22 protein-coding genes are annotated in these 17858 nt (G+C 43.3%); all 22 read left to right on the forward strand.

Features of this window, described 5'->3' with window-relative positions:
* The first annotated feature begins 31 nt into the window (after positions 1–31).
* The 22 genes from BLS23_RS04265 to secA all read left to right on the forward strand — a co-directional run bounded on the left by BLS23_RS04265 (position 32) and on the right by secA (position 17796).
* The gene (locus BLS23_RS04265; RefSeq protein ID WP_089651297.1) at positions 32–709 is read left to right on the forward strand and encodes a response regulator; all 678 of its coding nucleotides are present in this window, start codon (positions 32–34) and stop codon (positions 707–709) included.
* A 287-nt stretch (positions 710–996) separates the two neighbouring features.
* Positions 997–1842, forward strand: a complete 846-nt coding sequence (locus BLS23_RS04270; protein WP_089651298.1) for a DegV family protein — start codon at positions 997–999, stop codon at positions 1840–1842.
* Between the two features lie 61 nt (positions 1843–1903).
* On the forward strand, positions 1904–3319 hold the full coding sequence (locus BLS23_RS04275) for an ATP-dependent helicase ComFA (RefSeq protein ID WP_089651299.1): 1416 nt from the start codon (positions 1904–1906) through the stop codon (positions 3317–3319).
* Between the two features lie 101 nt (positions 3320–3420).
* Positions 3421–3981: a ComF family protein gene (locus BLS23_RS04280; protein ID WP_244157080.1), complete on the forward strand. Its 561-nt coding sequence runs from the start codon at positions 3421–3423 to the stop codon at positions 3979–3981.
* Positions 3982–4057: 76 nt separating this feature from the next.
* Positions 4058–4471, forward strand: coding sequence for a TIGR03826 family flagellar region protein (locus tag BLS23_RS04285; protein WP_089651301.1), 414 nt, complete (start codon positions 4058–4060; stop codon positions 4469–4471).
* Between the two features lie 77 nt (positions 4472–4548).
* Entirely contained in the window at positions 4549–4818 is a 270-nt protein-coding gene (flgM, locus tag BLS23_RS04290; protein WP_244157082.1) for a flagellar biosynthesis anti-sigma factor FlgM, read from the forward strand.
* Positions 4819–4836: 18 nt separating this feature from the next.
* Positions 4837–5328, forward strand: coding sequence for a flagellar protein FlgN (locus BLS23_RS04295; RefSeq protein ID WP_089651302.1), 492 nt, complete (start codon positions 4837–4839; stop codon positions 5326–5328).
* An 18-nt stretch (positions 5329–5346) separates the two neighbouring features.
* Complete coding sequence (gene flgK, locus BLS23_RS04300) at positions 5347–6888, forward strand: flagellar hook-associated protein FlgK (protein ID WP_089651303.1); 1542 nt, start codon at positions 5347–5349, stop codon at positions 6886–6888.
* 11 nt (positions 6889–6899) lie between these two features.
* Positions 6900–7781: a flagellar hook-associated protein FlgL gene (gene flgL, locus BLS23_RS04305; RefSeq protein ID WP_089651304.1), complete on the forward strand. Its 882-nt coding sequence runs from the start codon at positions 6900–6902 to the stop codon at positions 7779–7781.
* A 76-nt stretch (positions 7782–7857) separates the two neighbouring features.
* Complete coding sequence (locus BLS23_RS04310; protein ID WP_089651305.1) at positions 7858–8409, forward strand: DUF6470 family protein; 552 nt, start codon at positions 7858–7860, stop codon at positions 8407–8409.
* Between the two features lie 2 nt (positions 8410–8411).
* A complete protein-coding gene (gene fliW / locus BLS23_RS04315) occupies positions 8412–8858 on the forward strand; it encodes a flagellar assembly protein FliW (protein ID WP_089651306.1) in 447 nt (148 codons plus the stop codon).
* Entirely contained in the window at positions 8845–9072 is a 228-nt protein-coding gene (csrA, locus tag BLS23_RS04320; protein ID WP_089651307.1) for a carbon storage regulator CsrA, read from the forward strand. Before fliW ends, csrA begins: the two co-directional genes overlap by 14 nt.
* A 125-nt stretch (positions 9073–9197) precedes the next feature.
* Positions 9198–10271 carry a flagellin N-terminal helical domain-containing protein gene (locus tag BLS23_RS22105; RefSeq protein ID WP_089651308.1) on the forward strand — a complete coding sequence of 358 codons (1074 nt, stop codon included), beginning with the start codon at positions 9198–9200 and terminating at the stop codon, positions 10269–10271.
* A gap of 328 nt (positions 10272–10599) precedes the next feature.
* Positions 10600–10713 (forward strand): flagellin, encoded by a 114-nt coding sequence (locus BLS23_RS04330; protein WP_482183496.1) that lies wholly within the window; start codon positions 10600–10602, stop codon positions 10711–10713.
* Positions 10714–10936: 223 nt separating this feature from the next.
* Entirely contained in the window at positions 10937–11305 is a 369-nt protein-coding gene (flaG, locus tag BLS23_RS04335; RefSeq protein WP_244157084.1) for a flagellar protein FlaG, read from the forward strand.
* A gap of 12 nt (positions 11306–11317) precedes the next feature.
* Entirely contained in the window at positions 11318–12859 is a 1542-nt protein-coding gene (locus BLS23_RS04340) for a flagellar hook-associated protein 2 (protein WP_089651310.1), read from the forward strand.
* Between the two features lie 22 nt (positions 12860–12881).
* Positions 12882–13271 carry a flagellar export chaperone FliS gene (fliS, locus tag BLS23_RS04345; RefSeq protein ID WP_089651311.1) on the forward strand — a complete coding sequence of 130 codons (390 nt, stop codon included), beginning with the start codon at positions 12882–12884 and terminating at the stop codon, positions 13269–13271.
* Positions 13271–13621 carry a flagellar protein FliT gene (gene fliT, locus BLS23_RS04350; protein WP_089651312.1) on the forward strand — a complete coding sequence of 117 codons (351 nt, stop codon included), beginning with the start codon at positions 13271–13273 and terminating at the stop codon, positions 13619–13621. The genes fliS and fliT overlap by 1 nt, the downstream gene beginning before the upstream one ends.
* 13 nt (positions 13622–13634) lie before the next feature.
* The gene (locus tag BLS23_RS04355; RefSeq protein ID WP_089651313.1) at positions 13635–14018 is read left to right on the forward strand and encodes a DUF8042 domain-containing protein; all 384 of its coding nucleotides are present in this window, start codon (positions 13635–13637) and stop codon (positions 14016–14018) included.
* Positions 14019–14225: 207 nt separating this feature from the next.
* Positions 14226–14783 (forward strand): ribosome hibernation-promoting factor, HPF/YfiA family, encoded by a 558-nt coding sequence (gene hpf / locus BLS23_RS04360; protein WP_089651314.1) that lies wholly within the window; start codon positions 14226–14228, stop codon positions 14781–14783.
* A 195-nt stretch (positions 14784–14978) separates the two neighbouring features.
* Entirely contained in the window at positions 14979–15161 is a 183-nt protein-coding gene (locus BLS23_RS04365) for a hypothetical protein (protein WP_089651315.1), read from the forward strand.
* 121 nt (positions 15162–15282) lie between these two features.
* Positions 15283–17796, forward strand: coding sequence for a preprotein translocase subunit SecA (gene secA, locus BLS23_RS04370; protein ID WP_089651316.1), 2514 nt, complete (start codon positions 15283–15285; stop codon positions 17794–17796).
* Positions 17797–17858 lie beyond the last annotated feature (62 nt).

Here is a 17858-nt window from a genome sequence, read left to right on the forward strand (position 1 = left end):
TTCTATGTATGAGAAACAGGAGGAAATGACCATGACGACCAGAATAGTCCTAATTGATGATCATAAATTATTTCGTGAAGGCGTAAAAAGAATTTTAGACTTTGAATCAAGCTTCGAAGTTGTAGCTGAAGGTGACGACGGGGATACAGCGGTTAACCTTATTGAAGAGCACATGCCTGATGTTGTCCTAATGGATATCAACATGCCGAGCATGAACGGGGTTGAAGCGACAGCTGAAATTACAAAACGCTATCCAGAAATGAAAGTGATCATTCTGTCGATCCACGATGACGAGAATTATGTGACACACGCACTGAAGACAGGAGCACAAGGGTATCTTCTTAAAGAAATGGATTCTGATGCCTTGATTGATGCGATTAAAGTTGTAGGCGCTGGTGGTTCTTACCTGCACCCGAAAGTCACACACAACTTAGTGGCTGAATATCGTCGTCTGGCGGATAGCAAAGGTAGCAGTGCTTATCGTACGATTGAATATCGAAAGCCATTGCACCTGCTTACACGCCGTGAATGTGAGGTGCTGCAACTGTTGGCGGACGGAAACAGCAACCGCGGCGTAGCGGAATCACTCTATATCAGTGAAAAGACCGTAAAAAACCACGTTAGTAACATCCTACAGAAAATGAACGTTAACGACCGTACCCAGGCTGTAGTCACAGCAATCAAAAACGGCTGGGTTGAAGTCATCTAAAATAAAATAAATTGAAGTTAGGGCTGTTTTTAAGGTGCAGAAATGTATACCTGAAAAAACAGCCCTTTTTAGTGTGTGGATTTGGAGTTTAATTGGAATTATTTGGTGTACCAGGTCATCCAGATTCTGGATGACCTGGTACACCAAATATAGACATACGGACAACTGTTTTCGTATTAGTTGGTGCATTGTGAGTGGGGTTCATGTAAAATAGATAGAGAGAATATCGGAAATTATTTTACATATATTCATAGAAAAACGATAAAGAAAACAAGGAGTTGGATCGGATGAAAACAGCGGTAATCACAGACAGCACAGCTTACCTTCCGAGAGATGTACGCAAAGCCAACAACATACATATGGTTCCGTTGAACGTGATTTTTGGTCATGAATCCTATCAGGAAGAAGTAGATATCAACACAGATGACTTTTACGATATGGTGAAAGAAGGAGGAGAACTTCCAAAAACTTCGCAGCCTTCGATCGGAATCATGACACAGAAGCTGGAGGAGCTCTCTCAAGACTATGATTCGGTCGTTTCTATTCACTTATCCAGCGGGATCAGTGGTACGTATCAGGCGATGGTTACCGCAGGCGAAATGGTCGAAGAGATCGATGTTCATGTATTTGATTCAGAAATCAGCTGTCACATGCAGGGTTTTTATGCACTTGAAGCTGCTGAATTAGCGAACAACGGGGCAACGCCTGATCAAATCATCAGCCGTTTGAATGAAATGAAGAAATCGATGAGCGCGTACTTCATGGTCGATGATCTCAGCCACCTTCAAAGAGGTGGTCGTTTGAATGGAGCACAGGCCTTTGTCGGCAGCCTTCTACAAGTGAAGCCTGTTCTTCATTTTGTCGAGACAAAAATCGTTCCGTTCGAAAAGATCCGGACAAGGAAAAAAGCGATAAAGAAGATTGTTTCTCTTTTTGAAGAGAAGGTGGAAGTAGGCGGGACTTATAAAGCATGTCTGATTCACGCCAACCGTCCGGAAGAAGCGGCAGAGTTGAAAAAAGAATTGGAAGAAAAACATGATAATGTCGAGGTTGTCCTTAGTTACTTCGGCCCCGTTATCGGCACGCACCTTGGTGAAGGGGCCATGGGCCTTGGATGGTACCGTCAATCCTAATAGCAAAGAGCCTGTTTGTGAGACTCGAACAGGCTCTACTTTTCTATAGGATGGTGTTTGTATGTTCAAAACGGTTAAGAAATACCTTCGAAAAGACTTCTCCTGGATTCCTCCTGAGAACCCCACTCACAACTACTCTTATCTTACCGGAAAACTCCTTCTCCGTCATGAAATCCCTTATGAAGATGAAAAAGTAGATCAGCTAATAGCGCAATCAATTTTGATAAAAGTAACGAGTATTGAATCCTATCCCTGGGGGCAACGCTGCAGGCGTTGTGGAAACACTAAATCCTACCTTTTCGCGAAAATGCCAAATGCGACATGTGGTCAAACCTGTTTGTATTGCCGCTCCTGTATTCAAATGGGCAGAGTGATTGAATGTGAACCGTTATACTACGGAAGTTCGGGTTTTGAGTGGCCACTCCATGAACATCCCTGCCAATGGGACGGGGAATTGACAATCCATCAACAAAAAGCAGCGGATGAACTTGTGGCACTCGTCCGAACAGGAAGTGGTGAAAAATTAGTGTGGGCGGTATGTGGAGCTGGGAAGACAGAGATTCTTTTTCCTGCCCTGACGGAAGCGCTGAAAAAGGGAAAGCGTATTTGTCTGGCCACGCCTAGAACGGATGTTGTAAGAGAACTGCTCCCTCGCTTACAGAAGTCATTTCCTGGGGTGAACATTCAGGCTCTCTATGGAGATAGTCCAGATAAAGTTGGTGATGCTCCGTTTATTATAGCTACAACCCATCAGCTCCTACGTTTTGCGCATGCCTTTGATGTCATGATCATTGATGAAGTGGATGCTTTCCCGTTTCACAATGACGTATCCCTCCATTATGCAAGTGAACGAGCGGCCAAACCGAAAGCTTCCATCATCTATTTGACGGCCACACCAAGAAAGAAGCAGAAGCGAAGGATTCGTGCCAAACACCTTCCCGTCGTTTTCATTCCTCAACGATTCCACGGCCATCCTCTCCCTGTGCCGCAACTCAAACTTACTCCTACACTTCACCGATTTCTCAAAAAAGGAGAACTCCCACCAAAGGTTCTTCAACAAATCGTTTATCAACAACAGACACCAAGACAACTGCTGCTTTTTCTCCCTTCTATAAAAATGGCCGAACAAATGGCCGCATACTTGAAAGAACGGAACTATAAGGTCCAATCGGTTCATGCCGAAGACAGTCAGCGAGCAGAGAAGATCCAGGCGTTCAGAAACAAAGAATATCGTGTGCTCATCACAACTACGATTTTGGAGCGGGGAGTGACATTTCCTTCTGTCGATGTTTATGTCATTGATGCAGGGCACGTGGTATTCGATGAGGCGGCGCTCGTGCAGATCGCAGGAAGAGCCGGAAGAAGTCCAGACGATCCTACGGGAGATGTAATCTTTTATCATATAGGAAAAACCGATGAAATGCTGGATGCTGTGGAGTCGATCCGTTACATGAATAAACTGGGACGGAAGCTATGAGGTGTCTGATCTGCCATGTTGAAACCATTCCTGCTGTCACGTGGGGAACGTTTTGGAAGCCTCCTGTTCAGAAAAAGATATGTCAGGAGTGTGAGGAACAAATGGATAAAATCACAACTCCTTTTTGCCCTGCGTGTCATCGTCCAGGGCATGAAGGGGTGTGTCAAGACTGTCAAAAATGGGAGAAAACAAACGCTGACCTATTAGAAAGAAATGTTGCTGTTTTTCCATACAATGAGTTCAATAAGGAACTTGTGGCTCGCTGGAAATATAGAGGGGACTATGCGTTGTTGGAAGCTTACAAGGCACACCTACAAAACGTGTGGTTAGCTTCAGGTTTTAAAGGGAAGCAGATTTTGAGTGTTCCTCTTAGTAGCAAGCGTCTCCATGAGCGTGGATTCAATCAATCAGAAGCTATTATCGTGGCCTTGGAGGAAGAGCACATCTCTATATTTGAACGGTCGCATAGTGAGAAACAGTCGAAAAGAGGACGGAAAGACCGCATGCAATCCGAGAACCCATTCCGTCTCCTGCATCCAGTTACAGCCCCCGTAGTCATTGTTGATGATATTTACACGACAGGGAGAACGGTCCGCCATATGGCTTCGTTGCTGAAAAAGCAAGGTTGCCCTTCCATTTCTTCTTTTACTATTTTTCGCTGAATGGGCTATAGGACTTTTGAATCTCTTCTTCTGTGCCGATATAATAGATAAATAGAGAACATGGAGGACGATGAAGATGGGGGAATTAGCAAATTGCTCACGTTGTAATGGACTTTTCTTGAAAGGATCAAGTACCGTTTGTCCAGAGTGTAGGAAGCAGGAAGAAAAAGACTTTCAAACCGTCTACGCCTTTTTAAGAAGAAAACAAAACCGGACAGCGACTGTAGATGAAATTGAGGCAGGGACAGGAGTTTCTGAACGGCAGATCCGTAAGTTTGTCAAAGAGAAGCGGCTTCACCCTGCTCACTTTCCGAATGTGAGCTATGCATGTGAGAAGTGTGGAGCGTCCATCAGAGAAGACCGTTTATGCGATTCATGTAAAGGTTCGATTCAAAAGGGCCTCAATGTCCAAGAGCGTAATGAGTCATTGGAGAAAAGAAAAGAAGAGAAGGAACGGGAAAGGGCAAACAGGACTTATTATTCATGGTGAAATGAATCTTAAGCATGATTTATATCTTCATGAGCCTTGTCGATATAATGGGTAATAGATAGTCGGAAGGAAATGAGGTGACAGAATTGAAAATCAACGGCCCGAATCAAACGAACTTAAATCCATATCAAAAGCAGATGAACAAACAGGCAGAAACCGGACCGAAGAAGCAAGTGACCGATAAAATCGAGATTTCTGAGACCGCGAAACAGATGCAGGAATCTGGGAAGAGCGATTCTGTACGGAAAAAGCTGGTCGACCAAGTGAAATCAGATGTACAGCAGGGAAATTATCAGGTGGATGCCAAGGCGACCGCTAAAAAGATGCTTGATTTTTGGTCGAAGTAATTATAGAGGAGAATCATCATGACGATCGATCCGGTCATCACTTATATGAAACAGCTTCAACAGTTGCATGAGAGTCTTTTGTCTTTGTCTCAAAAGAAAACAGAGGCATTAAAAACGAACGATGTAACTGGAATTCAACAACTGTTGATTCAGGAAAAGAAGCATGTTCAGGCGATTGAAAAAATCGAAAAACAAAGAGAACGGTCAGTAGCTCAGTGGGCATCGGAAAAGGGTCTTCCTACACATGGGCGGACCGTATCCGAACTTATTGAAATTCTCGATGGAGAGGAAAAAGAGAGGCTTCAGAACGCGTATGAAGCTCTCATCCTCGTATTAGCTGACTTGAAGCGACAGGAAACGTTGAACACAGAACTGACACAGCAATCGCTGCAGTTCATCAACATGTCACTCGACCTTCTCCAACCATCGATTCAGTCTGTGAATTATGGAGGGAAAGAGGGAAACAACAGTGGAACGGCTAAACGTTCCATTTTCGATTCAAAAGCATAAAGCAGAGGAGTAACCATCATGGGATCAACGTTTCACGGGTTGGAAGTAGCGAAGCGCGGGCTTTTCACTCAACAATCCGCTTTATATACGACAGGGCACAATATTGCTAATGCGAATACAGAAGGATACACAAGGCAGCGTGTGAATTTTGAGCAGACGGGGCCTTATCCACCGGCGTCAAGAAACCGTCCGGAGATTCCTGGTCAGGTCGGGAGTGGTGTGGAAGCAGGATCGATTGAACGTGTAAGAGTCGGCTTCCTTGATCAACAGTATCGTGGTGAAAGTAGCAAGTCCGGCTATTATGATACTCGCTCTGATGCGTTAGGAAGGTTGGAAAATGTGATGAATGAACCTTCTGAAGATGGTCTTGCGAAGACGATGGACCGTTTTTGGCAATCGTTGCAGGACTTGTCCGTTAATCCAGAGGACTCTGGTGCGCGCTCTGTTGTACGTCAACGTGGTCAAGCCGTAGCAGAAACGTTCAACTACCTTTCCAACACCATCCAATCAATGCAGAAAGACGTTAAAACAGAGGTTGGTGTCACGGAAAAAGAAATCAATTCATTGGCGAACCAAATCAATAATATCAATCAGCAAATTGCTGAAGTGGAACCACATGGTATGGTTCCGAACGATTTGTATGATGAACGTGATCGGTTGGTCGATCAACTATCACAACATATGAATATCGAAGTGAAATACGAAGATACACCTTCCTCTGCTGATCCACTGGCTATGGGGAAAGCGAGCATTTCGATTGTAGGTAACAACGGGCAACCTCTGGAACCACCGGCCACACTTGTGGATGGTGCGGCGAATGAAGTGAACACCCTAAAAGTCAATTATGACAAAGGAGAAGTTCACGCTAGCAGTATCCAAGTCGGAGGCAGTGCTTCCTATTCTATAGAAGACTTCTCATCACAAGGTAAATTGAAAGGACTGCTTTATTCCGGAGGCTACAAGCAAGGCAACGAGAAAAAAGGGAGCTATTCGCAAATGCTTTCCGATTTGGATAGAATGGCCACAGGTTTTGCGCGCGAGTTCAACAATGTCCATACTCAGGGGGAATCTTTAAATAGTATCGAAAACGGCGATGAAGTTCCTAACTTTTTCAATATTGATATGGAAGCAGAAGGAGTCATCGAAGGTGTAGCAGGTACCATTGGTTTGACCGATGAAATCTTAGCAGATGGGGATCATATTGCTGCAGCTGTCTCGGATCAAGCTGGGGATGGAGAAAATGCTTCAAATCTAGCTGACGTGCAAAACGAACCGAATGCAGTTTTTGGTGAAGAAACTTCTATGGACAGCTTTTATGAATCGATGATCGGTACAATGGCTGTCGAAACACAGGAAGCAGAACGGATGTCAAGAAACGCGGGCACACTTAAAAGCTCTGTAGATGAACAAAGGCAGTCCGTCAGTTCTGTGTCATTGGATGAAGAAATGTCGAACATGATCAAGTTCCAACACGCGTATAATGCAGCAGCGAGGAACATTACTGTCGTCGATGAAATGCTTGATCGGGTCATCAATCAAATGGGACGAGTAGGAAGGTAGGTGAATGACTGATGCGTGTAACTCAAAGTATGCTTTCGAATAATATGCTACGAAACTTGAGTGATAGTTATAGAAACATGGGGAAGTATCAGGAGCAATTATCCACAGGTAAGAAAATTTCGCGACCTTCCCAAGATCCTGTGGTAGCTATGAAAGGCATTAATTACCGCCAGCAAGTAACAGAAGTGGAGCAATTCCAGCGTAATATCGGCGAAGTCCACAACTGGATGGATAATAGTGATGCAGCTCTTGATAAAGCGACGCAGGCGATGCAGCGGGTTCGAGAGCTGACGGTTCAGGCGAGTAATGAGACCTATAATTCTGACCAACTTAGTGCGGTGGGCAAAGAAATTCGCCAATTAAAGGAACATATTGGTTCCATTGCTAATACAAAAGTGAATCATAAATATATTTTCAATGGTTCGAATACAACGGAAGCTCCTTTTGATATGGAAGATTTAGAAGGTTCTGTATCGCCTGGGAATGATCCGATCAATATCGAAGTTTCATCTGGCGTTAAGCTTCAGACGAATATTACCCCTGGGAATGTGTTTAATCAGAAACTTTTTGAAGACCTCGAGAATTTCGCATCTGCACTTGAAGGTGATACAACCCAGGGAGAACTTGGGGATTTTATTGAATCATTCGACGGTCATATCGGAAATATCGTTAACGAACGCGCCGATTTGGGGGCACGGATGAACCGTGTGGATTTGATTGAGGATCGTTTGGAATCACAAAAAGTAAGTGCAACAAGAATGATGTCTGATAACGAAGATGCGGATATTGAAAAAGTGATCACGGATTTAAAAACACAGGAAAGTGTCCATAGAGCGGCGATGGGCGTTGGAGCCCGAATCATCCAGCCATCGTTGATGGATTTTCTAAGATAAGGCTGTCTCGATTTGAGACAGTCTTGTTTTTTGAATAAGCTTTTGATTACAAGGGACTTCATAAGGAGGGACGCGGATGGATATTCCTAAGCTTCAGGTGCAGTCCACTCAAGGAAGGGTCGGACTGACGGTTCATGAGCCGAAACAAACGATAGAGCAGCATAAAGCTGACCAGTCGATTCAACAGCCGAAAGCGGACATGAAGATTGAGCAGAAGCCCGGCAAACTGACGATCGATCAGACAAATGCGTGGCATAACCTTGATTTAAAAAATGTATTGGTACGAACAGAAGAACTTGTTGGGATTGCGAAGAATATATGGATGGAAGGTCTTGCTCGTGTCTCTCGTGAAGGGGATGAGCTTATGCGCATTGAAAATGGTGGGAATCCTATTGCAGCCCAGGCGAAGCGGAATGCAGGGTTTGATTTTACTTTTCAACCCGGTGGCCGTCCGGCATATGAACTTGTTCAAACGATTTTTCAGCCGGGTGATGCGCAGATTGATATCCAGCGACGTGACCCGATCATTGATAATAAGAAGCGAGAGCCTGAACATCACTACCGTCCCGGGAATGTTGATGTGAGCATGGAACAAATGCCAGACTTGAAGATTGATTGGAAGGTGTAAATATGAAAATCGAAACAAAATATTTTGGTGCGATAGAGGTTGATAAGAAAGAATGTATTGAATTCCCTGCCGGACTGCCAGGGTTTGAAAGTTATCATTCTTTTGTTCTTTTACCTGTTGATGAATTAGGTACATACTTTGCGTTACAGTCTTTGGAAGAAGCAGGTCTTTCGCTCATCGTCACAAACCCTTATTATTTTTATAAAGATTATGAGTTTGACATTAACGAAGAAGAGTTGGGTATAGAGCGTACAGAAGATATCGCTGTTTATAATGTCGTTACATTGCATGCCCCATTTGAGAAGTCAACGTTGAATCTGCAGGCTCCTATTGTGATGAACACGGCTGAAGGAAAAGCAAAGCAGTTGATTTTAAATCGACCAGAATACAAAACGAAACATCCGTTGATTCCGTCAGGGAAAGGCGGTGAATCTCATGCTCGTACTTAACCGCAAAGAAGGTGAGTCTGTCAGAGTAGGTGATGATATCACCATTACCGTTGTCAGTGTCGAAGGTGGACAGGTGAAATTGGGGGTTGAAGCACCTAAAAGTGTTGGGATTCATCGTCAGGAAGTGTATGTGGCGATTGAGAAAGAGAATGCGGAGGCTGCAAATGTGTCTGGAGATTTGCTGAATCTATTAAAAAATGCGAAAAAAGATTAAAAAGTTTGGGGAGTCGGTCGATATAAGTAATGTAAAACATTACATAAGTCGGCCGACTTTTTGTTTTGTAACTAGAGGATCACACAAGGATGTGTGGTTACTTATTTCAAGGAGGAATTTTCAGGATGAGAATTAATCATAATATTGCTGCGCTTAATACGCACCGACAACTGGGTCAAGCAAACAATGCACAACAAAATTCAATGGAAAAGCTTTCATCAGGTCTTAGAATTAACCGTGCTGGTGACGATGCAGCAGGTTTATCAATATCTGAAAAAATGCGTGGTCAAATAAGAGGCTTAGACCAAGCTTCTCGGAATGCACAAGATGGAATTTCTCTAATTCAGACTGCTGAGGGTGCATTAAGCGAAACACACAGTATTCTCCAAAGAATGCGTGAGCTTTCTGTGCAAGGTGCAAATGATACAAATGACACTGTGGATAGAGAGGCTATTCAAGAAGAATTAGATTCCTTGAAAACAGAAGTAACTCGTATTGGTAAATCAACTGAATTCAATGGGAAAAACCTTCTTGATGGAACAATGGGAAGTGACGTTTCTTTAGGAAGTAGCCTGACTGTAGCAAATGGTATCAACAATATAACTACAGATGGTGCACCTGCTGCTTCATATACAGTTGCTGTTGAAGATGCTACTGTTTCAGGAACTAAAATTACTATAAGCAATGGTAATGGTGAGACTCAAGTTATTGATGATATTGCTACACCTGCAGCCGGAGATTCTTCTACAGTGAAATTTGATGCTTTTGGAATTTCTTTAGAACTTAATGATGCTATTAACACAGCAGGAGAGACTAATATTGCAGCTTCAGCTGGAGCGACGGAAACAATTACTGTTAACGCTTCTGGTGTCGACTTCCAAATTGGTGCTAACAATAAGGCTGAGCAAAAGTTAAATGTTACAATTGATGATATGAAGGCTACAGCCCTTGGTGTTGGTGGTTCATCTGCAAACAACTCATGGTCTGTTGATGATGTAGATGTTTCTGACGCAGCAAATGCACGCGAATCCATTGATGTAATTGAAAAAGCTATAAACCAAGTTTCTACACAACGATCTGAACTTGGTGCATTCCAAAACCGTCTCGATCACACAATCAATAACTTAGGTACATCTTCTGAAAACCTAACTGCTGCGGAATCTCGTATCCGTGACGTAGATTATGCTTTAGCTTCATAAGCTAAACACAGTCGTCCTGGCTGGTAACGGCTAGTGATTATAATCGGGTGAATTGCTGGAAACCCCTTAGAACTTTTCTTACCACAACGTAGTTGGAAACGACAAACGTGAAGGTGAAAAAAAGAAGAGATTGGGCAATCAGCAGCCAAGCTCCTGTCTTGAAAAAGTGGAGAAGGTTCAACGACTAGGATACACCACCGTTTAAGGTGATGAAATCCGTAGGTGAAACAATGGTCATCAGCATTGTGGATCTAAAGCGCCCGACCCCTACTATATGCTAGAGGGTGAAGATATAGTCTAGTCATTTATGAAAGTAAATGGACACACGATGGCGTCAGAAATGATGAATCAAACCAAGAATTCAATTCTTGCGCAAGCTTCTCAAGCGATGCTTGCTAAAGCGAATCAACAACCACAAGGAGTTCTTCAACTTCTACGTTAATAAAGATAAAAAGGCCCTCATTCTTGAGGGTCTTTTTCTATGTCATAGATGGTTTCATTAATAAACTATGCATATAAAAAGATCATATGTTCTGTATGTGGTGTTTCTTAGCCATTATTATTATGGGATCTCTACTTAGTAATTAAATCCCTTAATACGTTTAATTATTATCACCTCAAACCGATATAAAAAGAAACTACATAGCGTTAGGGAGTTGTTGAAGGTGGATGTAAGAAATCATATGACCCAATCACAACTTCTGCAGAGAAATAACTTACAACTTGGTGTCCGTTCACCTGTTCAGAAGAATGAATCAGTAAAGCTTGAGAAAATGAATGAAGACAATAAAGAATATTCGTCAGGTAATGAAAAAGAAAAACTGAAACAGGCTTCAGAGGATATGAATGAATTTTTCAAAGCAGTAAATACCTCGTTGCGATTTCAGTTCCATGATAAATTAGAAGAATACTATGTAACCATCGTAGATAGCGATACAGAGGAAATAGTTAAGGAGATTCCTCCGAAGAAGATGCTGGATATGTATGCATCAATTGCGGAACGACTTGGATTTATTGTTGATGAAAAAATATAAGCGGGTGATAGAATGAGTGATATGCGCATTGGTGGTCTTGCTTCAGGTATGAATACAGATCAGATTATTAAAGATCTGATGAAAGCTGAGAGGCAGCCACTTAATAAAATGGAGCAGGATCGTGAATGGCTTACATACAAGAGAGACGCTTATCGTGATGTAAATAAACAGCTTTCAGAGTTGGATACGCTGGCTTTCGACATGAAACTGGAGCGTTCTTATAACTCAAAAGATGTCAGCTCTTCAAGTTCAGCTGTTTCTGCGACGGCGTTGTCTAGTGCCGATGAAGGCAGTTACAAGATGGAAGTTTTAGAACTCGCAGAGGCTGCTTACAATTACAGTGAAAATGGCATAAGTAACGGTGAGTTCGATCCGGATGATACATTAGAGAATCAGCAAGCTAATCTTATTAATGGAATTACTCTTGATGATACTTTTTCCATTACGACGTATGGTGAGGGAGGAGAAGAAACGACCGTCTCTTTCGATGTAACTGGTGATAAATCTCTTAATGATATTCTTGGTGAAATTAATGACTCTGATTTAGGTGTCCGTGCTTTCTATGATAAAGGCGCAGATAAGGTGATGCTTGAGCGGACGGAAACCGGGGATTTCAATACAGATGAGAGTAAATTCTTAGGTGCTGAGATTGGCTTCAACGGCACGTCAGCCTCTTTCTTAGCTGATACACTCGATATTAAAAATGGTAAGAATGATGGAACAGGATGGGAACTGAATGAAAAAGGCGGAAGTGATGCCCGTTTCACTTATAACAATTCATTCGAGATGACTTCCCACAGCAATGATTATTCACTGAATGGAATGAATTTCACGTTCAATGAAGTCGGAACCTCTACTCTCAGTGTTTCCAATAATGTTGATGATTCCTTTGAAAAAGTAATGAGTTTTGTTGAAAAATACAATAAAGTCATCGAAGATTTGAATGGCAAAACGGAAGAAAAACGCTACCGTGATTTCCAACCTTTGACTGCCGAACAGAAAAAGGATATGGAAGAGGAAGAAATTGAGCTCTGGGAAGAAAAATCTAAAAGCGGAATGCTCAAAGGGGATTCAGTAGTCAGTGGTGTTCTGAGCAGCATGCGTCAAAATTGGTATGCCCCAGTAGAGACGGATGGTGAATATAGCATGGCCTCACAGATCGGTATTACGACGACGTCCAATTATCGTGAGGGCGGGAAGTTGGAAGTCGATGAGGATCAATTGCGTCAAGCATTGAGAGACAATCCTGATTCTGTTGCCAAGCTTTTCTCAGGAACAGACACCAACCCAGGAATTGCTAGGCGGCTGGAGACCTCGATAGAAGAAGCCACTAAATCCATTGAGCGAAAAGCCGGTAAACCGACCAGTTTGGATAACAACTTCATGTTAGGACGTCAGATTGAAAGTATTAATGATGATATGGATTCGTTTCAAGATCGTTTAAATGCTATTGAAGATCGCTATTGGCGTGAATTTGGTGCCATGGAGAAAGCGATACAAAAAATGAATTCGCAATCCGCTTTTATAATGCAAAACTTCAGCGGTGGAATGTAACAATAAAAGGAGTGCTGGCTAGATGTCTATTCAAGCCTATCAAAATAACTCAGTAGAAACAGCTTCCCCAGGGGAACTCACTTTAATGCTTTATAATGGATGTATTAAGTTCATCAGAATCGCTCGAAAATCAATGGAGAATAATGAAATTGAGAAGAAAAATACAAACATCCAAAAAGCGCAAAAAATCATTCAAGAGCTTATGGTTACGATGGACCAACAATATGCAGTGACACAGGAAATCATGCCATTGTATGATTATATGAGCCGTCGCTTGGTGGAAGCGAACACAAAAAATGATATCGAAATTTTGGACGAAGTCGAGGGACTTGTGGTAGAGTTTCGTGATACTTGGAAGCAGGTCATTTTAGAGTCAAGAAAAATACAATTCGGTCAAGGTGGAAATGCCTGATGGGTGTATGGACTGAGTTTGCCTCCATCACAGAGGAGCTGGATGAGGTCGTCCATCAACCAGTTAATGAAAAGAACCGCACAGCTGTTATAGAGGAAATAGAGACTCTTTTGGATAAACGGGCAGTTATACTCGAACAATTATCAGACCCTTCTCAGGAAGAGAAGCCGTTGGTTCAAGAAGTGCAGAAACGCGATTTGAAAATCAATCAAAAGCTCGAGTTCCTTTTTGAGGGATTGAAGCGGGATATGCGCAATGCAAAAAAACAAAAGGCCAGCAAACAACGCTACGTCAACCCATACCAAAGCGTCTCCGGCTATGACGGCATGTATTTGGATCATAAAAAGTAGAATAGGTGATTTTTTGTCAGAACTTACAGTAGAACAGCACCATATGCTGGAACAGTATGATCAGCTGTTAGATACCATCAGTGAAGGTTTGGATTATTTAGAGAACAATATTACCGCAGAGGCTCCTCCGCAAACTCAGCAAGTATTCCAGGACGTCCTGCTTGGCTTAGAACAGGTGAGCAGAACCCATGACCAGATGGCCGTCCTATTTGAGGAACGTGAAGAAATTCAACCGCTCATCATCGACTTCCATGAGGTCGTCCAGATGCTTCAGGGCTGGTTCACACTTGAAACGAATGAAGAAAAACGAGGATTGCTTGTAGAAAAAGTTGTGCCTGCGTATGAAGAATGGCGCACACGGGTGCAGGGCTTTGTAAAACCTTATATTTCTCATTGAATGAAAAGCGTCTACCCCTTTGTAGGCGCTTTTGTTATGCCGAAATCTATCAATTTCTGTCCTTCATTTCCCAGTGGGATACTTATTTTCTACTTATCCCAACAATTACCGACACAAATTAGACAAAATATTTCGAAAGTTTATGCAGGAATGGGCGTGGGTATGATAGAATATATATCACATAAGGATGAAAGGAGGACACTTCTAATGCTACAATACAACATTCGTGGTGAAAACTTGGAAGTGACGGATTCTATTAAAGAATATGTGGAGAAAAAGGTGAGCAAGCTTGAACGCTACTTTGATACTCCGCCGTCTTCCGAGGTACACGTTAATTTAAGTGTCTATAATGATGAGCAGACAATCGAGGTCACAATTCCGATGAAGAATCTACTTCTTCGTGCTGAGGAACACAACACAGATTTATACGCTGCCATCGACCTTGTGGTAGATAAATTGGAACGACAAATTCGCAAGCATAAAACGAAGGTGAATCGTAAGTTCCGCCAAGAGGGTGCTCCGAAATACGTCTTTGCCGAGCTTGAACGTGAAGCTCAGCAGCAAACGCAAACACTTGATGATGAGTTTGATGTTGATATCGTGAAAACGAAGCGTTTTGATTTGAAGCCGATGGATAGTGAAGAAGCGGCACTGCAGATGGATATGCTTGGTCACAACTTCTTCGTCTTTACAAACGCGGATACAGATGAAACGAACATTGTTTATAAACGTCGTGACGGCCGTTATGGTTTGATCGAAACTTGATAGTTTACTAGAGTATGCGCCTCTGCTTCGGCAGAGGCGTTTTTTTGTTTTTTGCTAAAGAAATGGAATAGGAAAAACGAATTTTTGCTAGAAGAAAATCAATCTTTCATTATTATAAGGCACAATAAATAGAATTTTGTGCTTTCGCTCATTTTCGAAATTAGTAGTATAAAGGATACTACAGGAGGTGATGGCATGAATGGCAAGGAATGTGAGTACATCTATAAACGCTTGAATCAGCAGGAAGAAACGATCGCTCAGCTTGTGGAAATCATCGGGGCGACGAATCGTCGTATTACGGATTTGGACCGCCGACAGCTCGGGGTTGAACACCAAATCATCCGCGAACGGCCCCTTTCTTTTACTCCCTCTACATAAATCCTCAACCGGTGTCCCTGGTCCTATGTCATTGATTGTCAGGCCGCTTCTCTTAGTGTTATGATAATAGAGGATTAAACTATTCAACCGAAGTTCGGAAATCAACAGAGGAGCGGTTGCAATGCTTGGGACTTTAAAGAAGATCTTTGGCGATGGAAATACACGTCAATTGAAGCGATTGGAGAAAATCGCGGATGACATCGAAGCGATGGAATCGCAAATCGAAAAAATGTCTGATGATGAATTAAAAAATAAGACAGAAGAATTCAAAGAACGCTATCAAAATGGCGAAGATTTAGATGATATGCTGGTTGAAGCTTTTGCGGTTGTACGTGAAGCTTCTAAACGTGTGCTTGAAATGCGCCCGTTCCGCGTACAGCTCTTAGGCGCGATCGCCCTTCATGAGGGAAACATCGCGGAGATGAAAACCGGTGAAGGTAAAACACTGGCGTCTACGATGCCGGCGTACTTGAACGCAATTACTGGTAAAGGCGTGCACATCATCACGGTCAACGATTATTTGGCGAGCCGTGACGCGACAGAGATGGGCGAACTTTTCCAATTCCTTGGACTGACCGTCGGGTTGAACTCGAACGGCATGTCGAAGGATGAAAAGCGTGAGGCGTACCTAGCGGATATTACGTATGGAACGAACAACGAGTTCGGGTTCGACTATCTGCGTGACAACATGGTGCTTTACAAGGAGCAGATGGTCCAACGTCCGCTTCATTTCGCGATCATTGATGAGGTCGACTCGATCTTGATTGACGAAGCGCGTACACCGTTGATCATCAGTGGTTCGGCTTCAAAATCTGCCGATCTCTATCAGGGAGCAAACTCTTTTGTTCGTTTACTCGCGAATGAAGAAGATTACACGTACGACGAGAAAACGAAGAACGTACAGCTTACAGAAGAAGGAATCAACAAAGCCGAGCGCTTTTTCAAAATCGAGAACTTGTTTGATCTTTCTAACGTATCCTTGATTCACCACATCAACCAGGGGCTCAAGGCGCATACGTCGATGCAGAAGGATACCGACTATGTTGTGGAGGACGGCGAAGTGGTCATCGTTGACCAGTTCACCGGTCGTCTTATGAAAGGGCGCCGCTATAGTGACGGATTGCACCAGGCAATTGAAGCCAAAGAAGGGCTCGAAATTCAAAATGAGAGCCAGACGCTTGCTTCGATCACGTTCCAGAACCTTTTCCGTATGTATGAAAAGCTTTCCGGTATGACCGGTACAGCGAAGACGGAAGAAGAAGAATTTCTGAACATTTATAATATGCGCGTTATCGTCATTCCGACGAACCGTGATATTATCCGTGATGACAAGGCAGATCTTGTTTACAAGACGATGGACGGGAAGTTCAAAGCGGTTGTTGAGGATATTAAGGAACGTCATGAAAATGGACAGCCGGTGCTTGTCGGTACCGTAGCGGTTGAAACGTCCGAAATCATTTCCCGCTACTTGACGAAAGCGGGAGTTCCGCATAACGTCTTGAACGCGAAAAACCACTTCCGTGAAGCGGAAATCATCGAGAACGCCGGTCAGAAGGGCGCGGTAACGATCGCGACGAACATGGCCGGTCGTGGTACGGACATCAAGCTCGGAGAAGGTGTTAGAGAAGCCGGAGGTCTAGCGGTCATTGGTACGGAACGTCACGAATCCCGCCGTATTGATAACCAGCTTCGTGGTCGTTCCGGTCGTCAAGGAGACCCAGGAATGTCCCAGTTCTACCTGGCGACAGATGACGAATTGATGCGACGTTTCGCTTCTGATAATATTCGCAGCATGATGGACCGTCTTGGAATGGACGATTCCCAACCGATTGAAAGTAAGATGATCTCTCGTGCTGTTGAATCTGCACAAAAACGTGTGGAAGGAAACAACTTCGATGCGCGTAAGACGATTCTTTCTTATGACGATGTTCTGCGTCAGCAGCGGGAAGTCATTTACAAGCAGCGTTATGATGTGCTTACATCTGAGAATTTACGTGAAATCATTGAGCAGATGATCGAGCGTACGGTTTCTAAAACGGTAGGCACGCATACGAGTGATGAGGAAGAAGAAAACTGGGAGCTTGAAAGCCTTGTCGAATACCTGCGTGCGAACTTGCTGTATGAAGGCGATGTAACGGTGGATGACTTGAAAGGAAAAGATCCTCAGGAGATGGAGGAGCTTATCCTTGAAAAAGTGAAACAGCGTTATGACGAGAAAGAAGAAGAATTGACGCCTGAACAAATGCGTGAGTTTGAAAAAGTCATTCTGCTTCGTACGGTTGACCAGAAGTGGATGGATCACATCGATCAGATGGACCAGCTGCGTCAGGGAATCCACCTGCGTGCCTACGGTCAAAATGATCCGCTTCGTGAATATAACTTCGAAGGTTTCCGTATGTTTGAACAGATGGTTGCCAATATTGATGAAGAGGTCTCCCGCTATGTCATGAAGGCACAGATCCGCAACAACCTGCAGCGTCAGGAAGTGGCTCAGGGAGCACAGGCCGTCTCCGGCGGCAGTGAAAACAAAGAGCTGAAGAAGAAAACCCCGATCGTGAAAAAGGACAATGTCCGTCGTAATGATCCATGTCCTTGCGGAAGCGGGAAGAAATATAAAAATTGTCACGGAAAATAAGGGGTTGAGGCACTCTCTTTTTAGAGAGTGTCTTCCCTTGTGTGAAGAATCATATAGGAGTG

The organism is Halobacillus aidingensis (assembly GCF_900104185.1).
Taxonomy (GTDB): Bacteria; Bacillota; Bacilli; order Bacillales; family Halobacillaceae; genus Halobacillus; species Halobacillus aidingensis.